Annotated in this window: 12 protein-coding genes and 4 pseudogenes; 5 read left to right on the top strand and 11 right to left on the bottom strand. The window is 69.1% G+C overall.

The genetic code is table 11. The features are described from left to right. The first annotated feature begins 108 nt into the window (after positions 1-108). On the top strand, positions 109-663 hold the full coding sequence (locus ABD932_RS43640; RefSeq protein ID WP_345022118.1) for an SMI1/KNR4 family protein: 555 nt from the start codon (positions 109-111) through the stop codon (positions 661-663). Positions 664-809: 146 nt separating this feature from the next. Here the strand turns inward: ABD932_RS43640 and ABD932_RS43635 are convergent. The 8 genes and pseudogenes from ABD932_RS43635 to ABD932_RS43600 form a co-directional block, all read right to left on the bottom strand. Beyond that, a pseudogene (locus tag ABD932_RS43635) lies at positions 810-971 on the bottom strand (transposase); the annotation flags it as partial. Between the two features lie 91 nt (positions 972-1,062). Next, positions 1,063-2,343 carry a salicylate synthase gene (locus ABD932_RS43630; RefSeq protein ID WP_345022116.1) on the bottom strand — a complete coding sequence of 427 codons (1,281 nt, stop codon included), beginning with the start codon at positions 2,341-2,343 and terminating at the stop codon, positions 1,063-1,065. Continuing rightward, a complete protein-coding gene (locus tag ABD932_RS43625; RefSeq protein ID WP_345022114.1) occupies positions 2,340-3,152 on the bottom strand; it encodes a methyltransferase in 813 nt (270 codons plus the stop codon). Before ABD932_RS43625 ends, ABD932_RS43630 begins: the two co-directional genes overlap by 4 nt. 501 nt (positions 3,153-3,653) lie before the next feature. Continuing rightward, a pseudogene (locus ABD932_RS43620) lies at positions 3,654-3,809 on the bottom strand (response regulator transcription factor); the annotation flags it as partial. Positions 3,810-3,877: 68 nt separating this feature from the next. After that, positions 3,878-4,654 carry a calcium-binding protein gene (locus ABD932_RS43615; protein WP_345022112.1) on the bottom strand — a complete coding sequence of 259 codons (777 nt, stop codon included), beginning with the start codon at positions 4,652-4,654 and terminating at the stop codon, positions 3,878-3,880. 801 nt (positions 4,655-5,455) lie between these two features. Beyond that, positions 5,456-5,788 (bottom strand): annotated as a pseudogene (locus tag ABD932_RS43610) (transposase); the annotation flags it as partial. Between the two features lie 149 nt (positions 5,789-5,937). Continuing rightward, the gene (locus ABD932_RS43605; RefSeq protein WP_345022110.1) at positions 5,938-6,276 is read right to left on the bottom strand and encodes a thioredoxin family protein; all 339 of its coding nucleotides are present in this window, start codon (positions 6,274-6,276) and stop codon (positions 5,938-5,940) included. 561 nt (positions 6,277-6,837) lie between these two features. Then, the gene (locus ABD932_RS43600) at positions 6,838-7,977 is read right to left on the bottom strand and encodes a PucR family transcriptional regulator (protein ID WP_345022108.1); all 1,140 of its coding nucleotides are present in this window, start codon (positions 7,975-7,977) and stop codon (positions 6,838-6,840) included. Positions 7,978-8,063: 86 nt separating this feature from the next. On the opposite strand from ABD932_RS43600, the gene ABD932_RS43595 reads away from it, so the two are divergent. Together ABD932_RS43595 and ABD932_RS43590 are read left to right on the top strand one after the other, a co-directional pair. Next, the gene (locus tag ABD932_RS43595; protein WP_345022106.1) at positions 8,064-9,119 is read left to right on the top strand and encodes a ferredoxin reductase; all 1,056 of its coding nucleotides are present in this window, start codon (positions 8,064-8,066) and stop codon (positions 9,117-9,119) included. Between the two features lie 7 nt (positions 9,120-9,126). After that, on the top strand, positions 9,127-10,245 hold the full coding sequence (locus tag ABD932_RS43590; protein WP_345022104.1) for a fatty acid desaturase family protein: 1,119 nt from the start codon (positions 9,127-9,129) through the stop codon (positions 10,243-10,245). Between the two features lie 283 nt (positions 10,246-10,528). Here ABD932_RS43590 and ABD932_RS43585 read toward each other — a convergent pair whose 3' ends face one another. Both ABD932_RS43585 and ABD932_RS43580 read right to left on the bottom strand, forming a co-directional pair. Continuing rightward, positions 10,529-11,314 carry a TSUP family transporter gene (locus tag ABD932_RS43585; protein ID WP_345022102.1) on the bottom strand — a complete coding sequence of 262 codons (786 nt, stop codon included), beginning with the start codon at positions 11,312-11,314 and terminating at the stop codon, positions 10,529-10,531. A gap of 76 nt (positions 11,315-11,390) precedes the next feature. Continuing rightward, a pseudogene (locus tag ABD932_RS43580) lies at positions 11,391-11,600 on the bottom strand (cation transporter); the annotation flags it as partial. A gap of 638 nt (positions 11,601-12,238) precedes the next feature. Here ABD932_RS43580 and ABD932_RS43575 point away from each other — a divergent pair. Beyond that, positions 12,239-12,415 carry a hypothetical protein gene (locus ABD932_RS43575; RefSeq protein ID WP_345022100.1) on the top strand — a complete coding sequence of 59 codons (177 nt, stop codon included), beginning with the start codon at positions 12,239-12,241 and terminating at the stop codon, positions 12,413-12,415. A gap of 46 nt (positions 12,416-12,461) precedes the next feature. Continuing rightward, entirely contained in the window at positions 12,462-13,088 is a 627-nt protein-coding gene (locus tag ABD932_RS43570; protein WP_345022098.1) for a histidine phosphatase family protein, read from the top strand. 689 nt (positions 13,089-13,777) lie between these two features. Here the strand turns inward: ABD932_RS43570 and ABD932_RS43565 are convergent. Next, positions 13,778-14,176, bottom strand: coding sequence for an ACT domain-containing protein (locus ABD932_RS43565; protein ID WP_345022096.1), 399 nt, complete (start codon positions 14,174-14,176; stop codon positions 13,778-13,780). Between the last annotated feature and the right edge of the window lie 902 nt (positions 14,177-15,078).

Genomic DNA, 15,078 nt, shown 5'->3' with positions numbered 1-15,078 from the left:
CCGTCATCATCCTCGTCAGCCGATGCAACGTAGATGACGCAGCGCCAGATCGCGAACTAGGGCTGGAGTACTAGACTCTCGCAGACCTGGTCGAAGGGTGGGACCGGCATGGAAGAACCAACGGGGATGACCGCGTTGCGGCAGCTGCTGCCTCCGCCTCCCGGCGCGGGCGAGGACATCGACTGGGAGGCGGCCGAGGCGCGGTGGGGGACCGGGTTCCCCCGGGACTACATGGACTTCATGGCCGTGTACGGCGTCGGCGGGATCGGCTCGCAGGAGGGGATCGGCGAGCTCGGAATCCTCGGGCCGTTTCCCACCGGAGCCTACGAGCACTCCCCAGACGACTTCGAGGACGAGACGGGGAACGCCCGTCTGACCTGGGAGGAGGAGGGCGCCGACCAGGAGGGTCTCGACCTGGACCCGGAGCACATCCTCGCCTGGGGTTACACCTCCCACGCCGACATGCTGTGCTGGCTGACCAGCGATCCGGACCCCGACAAGTGGCCCGTCCTGCTCTTCGCCCGTCATGGCTCGGAGACCTGCGAGGTCGTCCCCTGCGGCATGGTCGAGTTCCTGCGCAGACTGCTCGCCGAGGAACTGCCCTCGTGCAGCACGGAGTTCACGCCCGAGCCGCGCTTCGAGCACTGGCGCAAGGGACGATGAGCCGCCCTGCGCCGGGCTCATGTGCCCTTCTTCAGAGGGGGAGCCGCCGGTGCTGTCGGCCCAGTGGACCGTACGGCCGGCACCGGCACCGCCGAGCTGGTGCGGATCGCGGGACGGCTGGGTGATCGAGGAGGCGTTCCAGGCCGCCGCAGGGGCAGATCCCGCCGCGGGATTCCGGTCCGCTGCCGGAAGAGGATGCCGTTGACGACCATGCGATGGTCCTTCCAACGCCCGCCCCGGCCCACGGTCTTCGGTAGGTGCGGCTCCAGCTGAGCCCACTCCCTGTCCGTAAGGTCACCCCTTCCCATACCGAGCGGAACGAGGTGCCAGAGAGGTGGTCATGCGACCCATCGGACGGGCCCTAGTAGTCCAGCTGGTAATCGTGATCTTGCTGGAGTATTACGGGGCCTGAGGCGTGTCGGGGACCAGGTGATCGGCGATGCTGCGCAGCTTCTCGCAGGTTTCCTCGTGTTCACGTTCGGGCCGGGACTGCTGTACGACGCCAGCACCGGCCTGAAGCCAGCAGCTGCCATCGCGTTGGAAGATGCTGCGCAGGACGAGTGCGGCATCCAGGGTGCCGTCGGCGTCGCAGACAAGGACGGCTCCGGCGTACAGCCCTCGGGGCCCGCCTTCGAGGGCCCGGATGAGCGGATAGGCGGCGGCTTTGGGGACGCCGGTCGCGGTGACCGCGGGGAATAGGGCGGCGAACGCCTGCCACGGGCCGCAGCCCTCGCGCAGGCGGCCCATGACGGTCGAGGCCAGGTGCTGGACGGTACCGCGGTCCTGGACTGTCATGTACTCACTGACACAGGTGTCGTCGCAGACGGCGGCGAGGTCTTCCACAGCCAGCTTGACGGAGATGGCGTGCTCGTGGATCTCCTTCGGGTCGCTGAGCAGGTCGGCACGGAGCCGGGCGTTGTCGGCCACCGATCCCGTACGGGCGCGGGTGCCGGCCAGGGGACGGGTGGTGACCCGCCCGTCGCCGGTGACCTCGGCCACGGTCTCCGGGCTGAACCCGGCGGCCCGGATGCCGCCGAGGCTCAACAGGAACGAGCGGGCAGGGGTGTTGGCGCGCCTGCCCGCGGCGTAGGTGGCGGGCAGGTCAACCGGCACGGGGACGGGCAGTCGGCGGGAGAGGATGAGCTTCTGCAGCGGGCTGCCGTTGTGCAGGTCGACCAGGGCAGTCGCCACGGCGGCACGGTAGTTGCCCATGTCGGCGACGGCCAGGCCGATCCGCTCGGCCGGCTCGGACGCGGACTCGCCGCCCGCGGTGACGAGGCTGACCAGGCGGTCGAGGCCCTCGGCGCGAACGGACCGCACCAGCACCCCGTGACGGCCGGCCCGAACCTCGTCGCAGGGCACCATGAGGTGCAGCAGGTCCGTGCCGGTGTCGGGGTCGCATCCGGCGAGCGCAGCGCCGAGCTCGAACGCCGCCCAGCCGTAGGCCCGCCAACCCTCCACCGTAAGGTCGGCGAGCCGTTGCTCCACCACGGACAGGCTCCGGGCCCCCGCATCGAGCCGGACGGATACCAGCGCGCCACCGGCAAAGGACCATTCGTCCAGACCCTCGTACACCACGTAGGGGTCGAACAAGCCGCTGCGGGCCAGCCGCACCATCAGAGCGAGCGGGTCCTCGGCCGGGGGCAGGTGCACCTCCCGGTAGCGGCGCGAGGCGGTCATCGCGCGACCTCCGACTCCGGCCGGCGACCGCGCACACTGATCAGCGGGTAGGAGTTGACCGCGAACACCGGGTCCTGGATCAGCGCGTAGAACCGGGCCAGTTCGCCGGCCGTGATCCCGTCGGCGGCCAGCAGCCCTTCCACCTGCTCGATGTTGGCGCGGTGCAGGCCGGCGCCTGTGCTGCCCCCTCGCCACGACTCGGCATAGGTGGCAGCGGTGACATCCTCCAGCCCGGCCTCTCGCATGGCTCCGTACACCCGACGACCCCACCGTGGATCGGCCCCGGCCTTCTCCAACTGCGCCCACAGAGCGGCCAGAACGCGCTCGAACAGATCTGCCGCAACGTCGTCGGGCACCGCGAGGAGGGGGATCCAGGAGCAGTCGAACTCCTCCAGCACCAGCCAGCCGCCCGGCCGCAGCGCCGTCACCAGCCGCTGCAGCACACGCAGCCGCTGGGGCAGGTGCAGCAGCACCAGCCGGGCGTGCACCAGGTCGTAGTCCTGGCCTGGCAGTGGATCGTGGACGATGTCGTGGCGCAGCAGCCGCAGGTTCGCGGGGCGTGGCCTCGCCACCTCCTGTGCCCAGCATGGCTCGATGTCAGTGACGGTCACCTCGCCATCCGCACCGACCTGTTGACCGAGCCAGTCTCCCAACGAGCCTCCGCCGGCGCCGACTTCCAGGCATTTCCAGCCCTCAGCAAGGCCGGCGAGTTTCAGTTGGCTGCGCGAGAAGGGGTCGTAGCACGACTCCAGGGCGGTGATGCGAGCCTGCGTTTGCTCAGCGGCGTTGTCGAACAAGTAGCGGGACATGAGGTCTCCCGATGGATGCGCGGTGCCCCCGCTTCACATGTTCACGTAGTGAACGAGAGGAATGCAGGGCGCGCCGATGCCAAGCGGTCGCGGAGCGCACGCCCGGCGCACCCACGAGAGCAGGACCTGCCCCACCGAGAGTGTCGTCATGACCTGGGTGTTCAACCACACCGGCGAGAGCCCGCCGCTGGCTATGCCGCTGAACTGCGGCGTCAACAACTACTTTTCCCTGGCCTGGTCCGACATGTTCCCGTCCCTGCCCGACGGATACGCCGCCCACGCTTTCCTGCTCAGCTCCACCGCCGCGGCCGCAGTCCTGCTGATCGCCACCAGCGGCCGGCTGGGCTGTCCGCCGGGTGCGCGACGCCTACCCGCTGCCGGTCCGGACGGCCTGACCCTGGTGGTCCGCTCGACCGCGGCACCCGAGATGGCACGTGATCACGGTGGTCACGTGCCATCTGCCGTGCCCCCGGCGGGTGTTCAGCCGACGACGCCGTGCGCTCAGGCCCAGGACGCGATCTCCACGCGGTTGCGGGTCGCCAGCTTGTCCTGGATCCGGCTGAGGTGGCTCTTGAGGGTGCTGAGGGAGAGGGTCAGCTGCTCGGCGATCTCGTTGTTCGTACGGCCGCGGGCCACCAGGGTCACGACCTTGAGCTCCTGCGGAGTGAGGCGCCGCGCCGCGGTCGCCCCCTCACGCTCCTGATGGCCCCTGAGCTCTGATTGTTCTAGTCCTGGTAGACCTTGTCGGTGCCCGGGCCGCCGGAGAGTGTGTCCGTGCCCGTTCCTCCGTGCAGCAGGTCGTTGCCGCTGTTGCCGTAGATCTTGTCGTTGCCGTTGTCGCCGTACAGCTTGTCGTGGCCCTTGCCGCCGTAGACGAGGTCAGCACCGGAGCCGCCGTGGATGACGTCGTTGCCGTCGTCCCCGTACAGGCCGAAATCCTGCCCCGAGGTGGTGCCCGTGAGGCTGTCGTTGCCGGGGCCGCCGTGGCACTCGGCGTCGCAGTTGGTGATCGTGTCGTTGCCCGCACCGCCGAACGGGCCCATGGACCAGACGCCTCCGCCGCCGTCGAGGCGGTCGTTGCCGTCGTCGCCGTAGAACACGGCGGCGGCGCTGCCCTTGAGGACGTCGTTGCCTTTGCCGCCGTGTATCGAGGTGTACGCGGAGCCGGTGACCGTCGCGGTGTCGTTGCCGTCACCGAGGTCGACGTCGTAGTCGTCCGAGTCGTCGGAGCCCAGGGGGATGGCCACCGTGCACTGGGCGACTTTGTGGTCGGTCGGCGAAGGGTAGCTGCACGCGTTCGTGGAGATGGTGATGTCGAACTTGTCGCGGAAGGTGAGGAGGTAGTCCTCACCGAACTGCGAGGGGTCGACGTCGACGACCTTCGCGGTGACCGTCAGGTTGTTGGCCTGTTCGGCGCCGGCCTTGTACCAGAGCTCGCCGTCGGCGTGGACGAGAGAAGCCGAACTCGCTGTGGCCGCCTGGGCGGTGGACGGCGCGAACATGCCTCCACCGAGAGCGACAGCGAGGGCGGCGGTGGCGGCAATGGTCCTTAACGTGCGCATACAGAAATAACCCTTCGCGGAATCATTGGAAAGTTCGTCGTCACCGCTGCCGCCGTCGTCACGACGGTCAGCGATCGACTCGTGAGGCCGCACCTACGTGCGGGGCTGCTACACCCGATCACACGTTTAGACACCGCACCCCGGGCGGGGGTTGCACCGGCATTTCAATCAGTTCTGGCAGGCATCCTGGCTTTCCCTGCTATTAACCTGCAGGGCACTGGCGTGTGGCATTTTCTTCGGTTCCTTTCCAGGGAGGGGCTGGACCGCGGCTCCGCCGGGAAGGGATCAGCTACCGATGTCTACCCTGTGTCTCTTGCGGCGTTTAAGGCGTCCGCTGTGTATCGCAACCTGGGTACGGCGCGGAGTGTCACGAAGGTGGCACGGGAGTTGGATAAATCTCGCGCGTTGGTGGGCCGGTGGTCGCGGCAGTCGCGTTGGGTTCCAGTCGAGACCGACACCGTTGCCCTGTACGCGGACTACCGCTACGAGCGACGACATACCGGAGGCGGCCAGCTGCGACATGGTGTTCGTCGACCTGTTCCGTGCCCCGCTGGGTGAGTCGATGAAGTACCGCAACACCTACGAACTGTTCCAGCGGCTCGCCAAACGTGCGGGCGCGTCCGAGTCTCGTGGTGTTTGACTTCGGGCGCCTCCATCCGGGGCGTGCCGCTACGGCCCGGAGTGGCGCCACAATCTCGCGGGCGCTTCATCTAGAGGTTGTCCCGTATGGGGAGTGAGTTATCAGGTGAGGGCCAGGTTGTGTAGTCGGGCGATGCCGAGCATGGCCTGGTGAACGCCGTTGCCCTTGAGGCGGCAGTCGCGCAGGATCCTCCAGTTCTTCGACCGGGAGAGCGCGTGTTCCACCCGAGCTCGAGCCCGGTGGTGGATGGGGTTCTCCGCCTCCTGCTACGGGCTGAGGTGCGTCTGGCCACGTCGTCTGCGGTGCGGGATGAGAAGGCTGGTGCCCTGGTAGCCGCCGTCGGCGATGACCGGGGGTCCGCGGCAGGCCCGGTCGACGCCGGACTCCGTCAACGCCCGGCAGTCGTTGCGGCTGCCGGGCAGCGGGATGCCGAGATCGTGGCCGCAACCGGGCAGCTGCCGGACGCGACCGCGATCGACTGCGTTATGTGACCTGTGGGGGCGTCTCAGCCCCAAGGTTCAGGCGGCGCGGCTCCCATAGACGAGACGTGACGGGCGTCGCGGCCACGTTCCGCAGCGGCCGCTCAGAGGTGGCCGTCCAGGAACTCCCGTACCTCGGCGATGGTCATAGGCCCCGTGCCGTGCGCCACCGCCTCTCCCTCCTTCAGCAGGACGTAGGACGGGGCTCCGGTGATCCCGTATCGCTCGGTTGCGGCCGGACAACGCGTGATGTCGGCGCGGACGACCGTCAGGCGGCCCGTGTAGTCGTCGGCGATGCCACCCACGACGAGGTCCATCACCCGGCAGGGCTCGATTGCCTTGGGCCATGTCCCGGTGAAGTATGCGAGGACCGGAACTCCGCTCATCCCGAGGATGAAATTGAACTCCGCGTCCTCACGGGGTCGGTGAACCCGCTTCGTCATGGAAGCTCCTGACCTCACGTTCCGTCATTCCATCCCCATCATCCCTCGCGCGGTGTGCCAGGCCGGCCCGGTCGGTCGTCCGGTTGACCTGTCGGAAGGGAGGCACGGGGCTGTCGCGGAACCACGGTGGTCCCCGGCGCGAGCGGCCCGGCCCCCCCGCCCTTGGTGACCCGGCCTGGCTGACCCTGGCGGTCACCCAGCTGCAGCCCGTCGCGCGCCCGTGGGTCAGCTCGTGCCAGGACAGCGCCCTCTACGACGCCATGAAAGCTGTTTTCCAGGGCATAGCGGCCCAGATCATCGACCAGATGCTCGATGAGCGCGTCGACGAGCGGGCCGGGCCGCATCGTTCACCGGATCCAGTCGAGCCGTATCCGTCACCGCGCTTCTCAGAGACAGCGCCCCCGACGGGCTTCCCGATGCCATGTCTGGTCTTCACGTCAACCCCGGTCTCAGCTGGCAATATCGCTCTTCCCCGGCCGCATGAGCCAGCTGATGGCACCGAGAACGAGGCACGATTCCTGGACCGCTCGCGGACGCGGTCGTGGACGGTCGAAGTACGCGTCAGCTGACCCCAAGACCGACCGCCAGCGTCAGTTCAAGGACCCGCTGTGGCGATGCGAGATCCGGAAACAGCTCCCGCAGCTGCGACATCCGGTACCGGACTGTCTGGGGATGGACGAACAACGCCGCCGCCACCTCGTCCCGTCTGCCCTGGTGCAGCAGCCACTCCCGCAACGTCTCCTCCAGCCGATGTGCGGTCGCGACAGGCAAGGTCCGCAACGGTGCGAGGGCTCGTGCACGCAGGTCTGCGAACGCGTCCACGTCGGCGCTCAGCACCAGCTCGGGCAGGTGGTCCTCGGTGTCGCGAATCTCAGAGGAGAGGGAGCGGGCGCGTACGGCTCGTGCGTACGAGGCGGACGCTCGAGTCCATGGCCGGGCCGGGCCGACCACGGCGGTGCGGTCGGTCAGCTGCCGCAAGAGATGTGCTCGGTCGGCATCGGGGACGAGTAGCACACCGGTGGCGTCCGGCAGATCGTCGAGGACGAGGGTGCTCGGGTCGAGCGTGCGGTAGGCAGGCCGGGCCTGGGCGGCGGGCAGCAGGACCGCGGTCAGCGAGACCGGAGGCTGCCACCCGGCCCTTTGAGCAGAGACCAGCAGCATGTCCGGGCTCGCACTGGCGAGGAGGTCGCGAGCCAGGTGCTCCAGGTGGCGCTCGTGATCCCTGCCCCGGGCGGCCAGTTCGTCGGCGTGGCCCGCGGCGCTCGCGGCGGAGAGCTCGTCGATGTAGGCGAAGGTCAGCTCGGCGAACTTGGCGACCTCGGCGGCGGGCAGACCTGCGGGTACGGCCCCTGCTGCCAGGCATCGCCAGGCCACGCGGGCACCGACGCGGTAGGCGCTGAGCAGGGCGTCCATCGAACGGCCGTCGCGGACCTCGCCGCGGCCCAGCTCGTAGGCCGCGTCGCCGCCATCGCCGCTCGTGGCGTTCCCGCTCGCGAGGTCCAGGTAGTGCCCCAGGGCGGTGCGGACGGCTCGGCGGATAGTGGCGCCCATGTGGCCCGAGAGGGCGTTGGCATAGGGAGGGACCTCGTCGATGATCGCCTGGACGACCTCGTCGGCGGTGGCCTTCAGTGCAGCCCGAAGTACTGTGACCGTCGTCTCATCCAGGGCCAGTTCACTGGCCCTCCGGATTACATGGCTCATGTTTTATTCCCTGCGAATAATTCAGCAGGCCAGATTTACGTCCTGCGGTCAGGACTTTACGCCCTGAGGCGCAGCAAGCTGGAGCCATGACGAGTACAGCCCTCCGCAGCAGGGCGTGGAAACTACTGGAGATGGTCACGACGCCGCTGCTGCCGTCTGACTACCTCGACCTGGTCAGCCCGCTGCGTGCGGGCGCTGACCTGCGGGGGCGCATCGAGGCCGTGCACCCCGAGACGGGTGACGCCGCGACCATCGTGATCAGGCCGGGACGGGGCTGGCGCGGCCACACAGCCGGTCAGTACGTGCGGATCGGGGTCGACGTCGACGGGGTGCGCCTTTGGCGTGCCTACTCCCTCACCTCGCCGACAAACCGCCCAGACGGCCGCGTCACGATCACCGTGAAGGCGATCCCGGACGGCAAGGTCAGCAACCACCTGGTCCGCAGAGCGAAACCGGGCACGCTGATCCAGCTCGACCAGCCGACCGGTGACTTCGTGCTGCCGCAGGCCACGCCCGCCAAGGTGCTCTACCTGACGGCCGGCAGCGGCATCACCCCCGTGATGGGCATGCTGCGCGACACCGAATTCGACGACGTCGTCATGGTCCACTGCGCGCCACAGCCGCACGACGTGATCTTCCGCAACGAACTGCACGACCTGGTCGCGGACAAAAAGCTGCGGCTCACCGAGGTGCACACCGACACAGACGGCATGCTCGACATCGCCCGTCTCGACGAACTCGTGCCCGACTGGGCCGAGCGCGAGACCTGGGCCTGCGGGCCCGCGGGCCTGCTCGACGCCGCCGAAAAGCACTGGAGCGAGTACGGCGTACAAGAGCGCCTGCACACCGAACGCTTCCGCCCCAGCATCGTCGTCGCCGGCGACGGCGGCGAGGTCACGTTCAGCGCCACCGGCAAGACCGTCGACGCGGACGGCGCCACGCCGTTGCTGGACGTCGGCGAGGAGGCCGGCGTGCTCATGCCCTCCGGGTGCCGCATGGGCATCTGCTTCGGCTGCATCACGCCGCTCAAGGCGGGCGCCGTCCGCGACCTGCGCACCGGCGAGATCACCGAGGCCGAGCCGGGCGTCCTCATCCAGACCTGCGTGTCCGCCGCGGCGGGCCCCTGCGACATCGAACGGTAGGAGCACCTTGACCGCCATCGACCCCACCGCCCACCTGACCGCGGAGCAGATCGAGGAGCTCGGCCGCGAGCTGGACGCGATCCGCGACGAGGTGATCGCCAGTCGCGGCGAGCAAGACGCCGCCTACATCCGCAAGGTCATCTCGGCGCAGCGCAAGCTCGAGCTGGTCAGCAGGGGCGTGCTGCTGTTCTCGATCTTCCCGCCCGCGTGGCTGCTCGGCACCGCCGGTCTGTCCGTGGCGAAGATCATGGACAACATGGAGATCGGCCACAACATCCTGCACGGCCAGTGGGACTGGATGCGAGACCCGAAGATCCACTCCACCACCTGGGAGTGGGATCACGTCTCGCCGGCCGACCAGTGGAAGCACTCGCACAACGAGCTGCACCACACGTACACCAACGTGATCGGCAAGGACAACGACCTCGGCTACGGCATCATGCGCGTCGACGAGGACCAGAAATGGCACCCGTTCCACCTCGGCCAGCCGCTGTGGAACTTCATCAACGCCTGCTTCTTCGAGTACGGCATCGCAGCGTACGACCTGGAGCTCGGCAAGAACCTGCACAAGCGCCGCCGCAAGAACCCGGAGTTCCGCGCGCGAGCCAAGGCCGTGGGCCGCAAGATCCGCAAGCAGGTGCTCAAGGACTACGTGATCCACCCGCTGCTGTCCGGCCCGTCGTTCCTCCCCACACTCGCCGCCACGTTCACCGCGAACCTGGTCCGCAACATCTGGTCCCACTCGGTGATCATGTGCGGGCACTTCCCCGAGGGCGTGCAGGTCTTCGAGCGCCGGTCGATCAAGGGCGAGACGCGCGGCCAGTGGTACCTGCGCCAGATGATGGGCTCGGCGAACATCAGCGGCAGCAAGGCCATGCACTTCATGACCGGCAACCTGTCGCACCAGATCGAGCACCACCTCTTCCCGGACCTGCCGAGCAACCGGTACGCCGAGGTCGCGGTGAAGGTGCGCGCGCTGTTCGAGAAGTACGAGCTGGAGTACGTCACCGGGCCGCTGCCCAAGCAGGTGTTCTCCGCGTGGCGCAAGGTCTTCCGGCTCTCGCTGCCGAACAAGAAGCCCAAGGTCAAGACGCCGGACCGCGAGCAGGAGCTCGTCGCGGCCTGATTCCCGCTATTGGTTCAGATCTTTCGGCCGTACCGGCGGCACCGCAGGTTTCGGTGAGATCCGTTGCGGACGGTGGGCGGCCGCGACACCAGACCGTACGACAGGGATCCGGGCAGCCCGGTGTCCGGCTGCGCTGCCTGGACGTGCGCCAGGAGCTCAGCACACAGCCCCCGGCGAGGTGTTGTAGTGCGCTGACCTGCCGTGGTCGGGCCGGTAGTCGGGTGCGTACGCGCACTCGGTTTGCTCGTTGAGACCTCCGTCGTGGATCCCCAACCGGCATGGTTCAGTTCAGAGTCTGCCCGGCGTACTCGGCGCCGAGGGCTGCGGCGAGGGTACCGAGCAGGAGGCGCAGGGCGCGTTCGGGCAGGCGGGGTTGGAGGCGGGCGCCGAGGTAGCCGCCGATCAGTCCACCGGTGCCGCAGGCGAGGCCGAGCCACCAGTCGGGGGCGACGTCCCCGGTGGTCGCGAGGGACAGCAGGGTGTAGGCGGCGGCGCCGACGAGGGAGGTGGCGAAGGTGGCGGCGAGCGCGGCCGGGGCGACGCGGGCAACGGGCAGCCCCCGTCCGACGAGGATGGGGCCGAGCAGGGAACCGCCGCCGATGCCGTAGATGCCGCCGACTACTCCGATTGCCAGGGCGAGGCCGGTGAGGGTGCGTGGGGGCAACTCGCCCGCGTGCGGCGGGCGGTGGCGTGCCGGGGTGAGGGTGCGCAGGCACAGCCACAGGCCGAGCGGCAGCAGCAGGGTGGCGATCAGGAGCCGGAAGACGTCCGGGCCGGGGAGGGCGAAGACGCGGATGGCGGCGCCGACGACGACGCCGGGCAGGGTGCCCAGCACCAGCCGTCGGGCGAGGTCGCCGCGCAGGGCGCCGTCGTAGCGGTAGCGCCACAGGGCGCCCGGTCCGGCAACGACGTTGAACAGCAGGTTCGTCGGCGTGATGGCCGGGTTGGGCACGCCGAAGACGCTCAACTGGACCGGGAGCAGGAACACCGCGCCGGACACGCCGACGGGGGCGGTCACGGTCGCGATCAGCAGGCCGGCGGCCAGCCCTCCCGGCACTGCCCAGTCCACCGTTGCCCCCGCCCGTCGCTCGCCTGGTCAGTATCAGCACGTCGGGCGGCCACAAGCCCCTCCTGTAACACGAAGTTCATGGGCAGCAAGCGCAGCCGGGCTGGCAGCCGCATGCGTCCGTGTCGTCGTACGAGGAGGCGGGCGCGGGGGTGGCAGTCGGGGCGCAGCAGCCCTTGCCCTGCCAGGCGTCGCGTCCTTCCTTGACGGCGATGGCGGCGATGACCAGGGCGGCGATGGGGTCGGCCCAGGACCAGCCGAGGGTGGCGTTGAGGATCAGGCCGACCAGCGCCCACCGCGAAGTCCGCGAGGCTGCGGGCGGTGGCCAGGAAAAGGACGGCGGCAAGACGTTCACGAAGCGCCTGGCCGTCGCGCCGAGCGGCGGCCACTGAGCGGTATCCCGCACGCCGCGCGGCCTTCGCGCCGAGCCCGGCTCGGCGTCCGCTAGACCCCCTGCGGTTGCGGGTGGCTCCGCCCGCCGGAGTGCGGCGGGCTTATCCCGTGTCCCACGTGCCCGGGGTCGGGATTGCCAGGCGGAGTTCGTAGCCGCCTTCGGCCGTGGGGCCGTGGCTGAGGGTGTCACCGAAAGCTCGGCGCGCTGGCGTAGGCCGACCAGACCCTGATGCGCGCCGGGCAGGGTAGGGCCGGCCTTGTGGGGGCCTCGTTGTTGACAGTGATGTGGACAGCCCTCTCCTCCCGCACCCCTCTCGCTGGGGCCCGAGTCGCTGCTGCCCTGTCTGTTCCCCACTCGGTCGCGCCGATGAGACCCGTCTCGCGGCCAACGGCCCGACCACCGGCGGATGAGGACCCGCCGGTCGGCGGGGGCAGTCCGGCCAACTGCCGGATGGCTGTACCGGCACGGTTCCTGAAGTCTTGTGATTACTGCTGCGGTCGGCTCGATCTCTGACGGCCTCCGCGGTCCACATCGTGGACATCCGACTGCTGGGCACCGATGGCTTGAAGGATCGGGCCGGGCTGCTGGTCCTCCTCAGGTCCGCCGTCGCAGCCATGGCGCCGGCCATCTCGCGGACCCGTCTCTTCCGGCCCGGCCCGCTGGAGGGCCTGTCGCAGCGGGTCGCCAAGCGCGCCCGCTTGATCACATGACCGGGCCGGCAGCGTCCCCGTCCCGATAGGAGAAGGAGGTCGCAGGATGGCTCTGCGAGTGACGATGCTGTGTGCAACCGGCACGGAAGTCAGCGATGACCTGGTCTTCGGGGACGGCGCCTTGAGTGACCGCGGACGGCGTGAGGACACAGCGACGGAAGCCGTCCTTCCGCCGTACTCACTGGCGCTCCGAGCGCCCTCCGCCCGCTGCGCGCGGGCCGCTGAGGCCCTCGCGATCGCAGCCACGCCCGAGAATGCCCTGCGTGACCTGGATTACGGGAGCTGGTACGGCCGCCCGCGCAAGGACATCGTGGCCGAGAACCCCTACGGCTTCTCAGCTTGGCTCACGGATCCCGACGCCGCACCGCACGGGGGCGAGTCTGTCGCTCGGCTCTGCCGTCGGACAGCGGCATGGCTGAGTTCTCTGCCCGCCGACACGGAGGGCATACTCACAATCACCGAGGCCGCCATTATCCGAGCCTCACTGGTCTATGTCCTGTCCGCACCTGCCCACGCCTTCTGGCATCTCGGTGACCCGCCCCTGTCCGCGGTCACGCTGACGATGCGCGACGGCTGCTGGAATGCCCGGCTCGGCCGCGTGGCCATGGCGGGCCGACGACCCGGCATTGTGAGACGTACGGACAAGAGGGCGGCACCCACTACGGTGCCGTAGGTGCAGGCGGCGGCGAACCGCCGGATCGCGTCGTTCCCCTCCTCGTACGTGACGAAGGGGATGGGGTTGGTGTCGGAATGGAAGGGCGGACCGGTGAGCGCGAGCCGCTACTTCCGCACCTCCCACCACTGCGCGACAGGCTGGACACCCCCGAGTACGGCGACCACGACCAAGGCTTCGAAGCGGCCTATGCGGTCGTCCGTCGCCTCTTCCAGGCGATGAAAGACGCGATGAATGGCGGTCGCCCGCCTCGACCTCACGTGCGCCCGTATCCGTAGTCGGCTGGCCCTGACAGGCACCGCCCTGGCCGTGCTCGGCTACGGCGGATCCGGGCTTGCCCTACGCCTCGTCCCGCACGCGAGCGCCGCGACCGCGGACGGCGGCTCGGCGTCATCGGCCTGGTGGTCCGACGCGGTGGGCGGCGAGCCGGTCGACCACACTCCGGCCTGGCTGCTGGTGGCCGCACAGCCGGACGACCGCCTCCATACTCGGCACACGGGCGTCGCTCTCATCGACTGCCAGGGTTTCATCCATGGGCAAGCGTTTCGGCCAGGAGGGGAACGCGGCCCGCGCCGCTGTCCGCCGACCGGCTGCGTGCGGGTCGAGGGCCCTGCGGACACCCGCAGGCCTTGCACGGGCACAGGACACGGATGCGGCCGAAGCCCTGCTCGGCACACTGTCCCGTCGGCTCATTCGGAGCTCCGTGCCAGGTCCTCCAGGACGGCCACCGCCCGGTGAGCGTGCTCGTACGGGACGAACAGGTGGTCGTGGTGGAACCCGGCGACAACGTTGCAGCTCAGGCCCGCTTCGGCGAGTTCTCGCGCGACCACGGCGGTCAGCCCAACCGCCTCAAGCGCGGAGTGGATGCGCAACGTGATCCAGCCAGCCACGTAGTCGTAGGCCAGCCCCGCCGCATCCGCCTCTTCCCGCCGTACGACCAGGGTCAGGCCCTCGTCCTCGGCGACCGTGACGACCGGGGTGACGCCGGAGGGCACACCGTCCTTGACCGTGGTGAATACGTAGCGGTCCGCATTCAGCTGCGGACGCATGCCGCTCAGCAGTTTCCGCAGGTCAGTCTCGCCAGTCATGATCACCACACTACGCGCTATGCGTCACGACCAGCACTTTCGATACACGCACGTGGAGGACCAACTGAGTTGATCGATCGTTACTGCGGTGAAACTTGCAGCCCACACGGGTGAGGACTCGGTCGGTCCTGGCACAAGGGGCAGTCCGCTCCCGCTACACCCAGTCTGTGATCAAGAACCTGCTGCGCGCCGTGCCCGTGCTCGCTCTGGCCGCTGTCTCTCACGCCGGTCCCGCGACCGCCGCCCCTGACACCCCCGCCGCACGGCGGGTTGGCTCATCTGCCTCGGCATCGAGCGGGAGATCGAGGAGGGCCTGAACGTCATGGAGTCTTCCAACGGCGACAACTCCGTGCCTGCGCATCCTGTAATCCGCCCTGGTCTACGTGAACACCCTGATGCTCCAGGACATCCTCTGCGAACCGGAGTGGGCCGACCTCCTCACCCCTGCTGACCGGCGTGGCCTGACCCCGCTGTTCTGGGCAAGCGACTTCCGGGCCAGCAGGAGTGTCGATCAGCGGATACCACAGCGGCGCCATCACGACCGTGCACGTGCATGGGCGGGAACCGGTCCCGTGGCCGCACCAGGTCGGTGTCCTTCCCCGCGAAGCTGCGGCCTTCCGGGGACGAGACGAGATCGACCGGCTGCGGGCCGCGGTGACCAACAGCGGCACCGCGGTGCTGTGCCAGGTGCTACGAGGCACCGGCGGCGTCGGCAAAACAAGCCCGCGAGCAGCGGCCAGGCGGCGACCGGCCGACTCACCCACCCCAGCCGCATGCCCGAACGCGACCTCCAGGGCTACGCGGAGTTGTGCGGGAGGAGCCAGACGTGGTCGTCCTATGTCTGCCTGCCCCTCGGGGCTCTCGGCCTTGGCATCTACGGGGACAGCCACCACTGGTGGGAT

Source organism: Streptomyces shaanxiensis, assembly GCF_039537145.1.
Lineage (GTDB): Bacteria > Actinomycetota > Actinomycetes > Streptomycetales > Streptomycetaceae > Streptomyces > Streptomyces shaanxiensis.
The sequence above is the reverse complement of the archived record's forward strand: the minus strand, read 5'-3'. Positions and strand labels throughout refer to the sequence as shown.

Bases quoted from the DNA above. Each gene is read 5' to 3' on its own strand.
- ABD932_RS43640 (WP_345022118.1), top strand. From the start codon at position 109: ATGGAAGAACCAACGGGGATGACCGCGTTGCGGCAGCTGCTGCCTCCG.
- ABD932_RS43630 (WP_345022116.1), bottom strand. From the start codon at position 2,343: ATGACCGCCTCGCGCCGCTACCGGGAGGTGCACCTGCCCCCGGCCGAG.
- ABD932_RS43625 (WP_345022114.1), bottom strand. From the start codon at position 3,152: ATGTCCCGCTACTTGTTCGACAACGCCGCTGAGCAAACGCAGGCTCGC.
- ABD932_RS43615 (WP_345022112.1), bottom strand. From the start codon at position 4,654: ATGTTCGCGCCGTCCACCGCCCAGGCGGCCACAGCGAGTTCGGCTTCT.
- ABD932_RS43605 (WP_345022110.1), bottom strand. From the start codon at position 6,276: ATGACGAAGCGGGTTCACCGACCCCGTGAGGACGCGGAGTTCAATTTC.
- ABD932_RS43600 (WP_345022108.1), bottom strand. From the start codon at position 7,977: ATGAGCCATGTAATCCGGAGGGCCAGTGAACTGGCCCTGGATGAGACG.
- ABD932_RS43595 (WP_345022106.1), top strand. From the start codon at position 8,064: ATGACGAGTACAGCCCTCCGCAGCAGGGCGTGGAAACTACTGGAGATG.
- ABD932_RS43570 (WP_345022098.1), top strand. From the start codon at position 12,462: ATGGCTCTGCGAGTGACGATGCTGTGTGCAACCGGCACGGAAGTCAGC.
- ABD932_RS43565 (WP_345022096.1), bottom strand. From the start codon at position 14,176: ATGACTGGCGAGACTGACCTGCGGAAACTGCTGAGCGGCATGCGTCCG.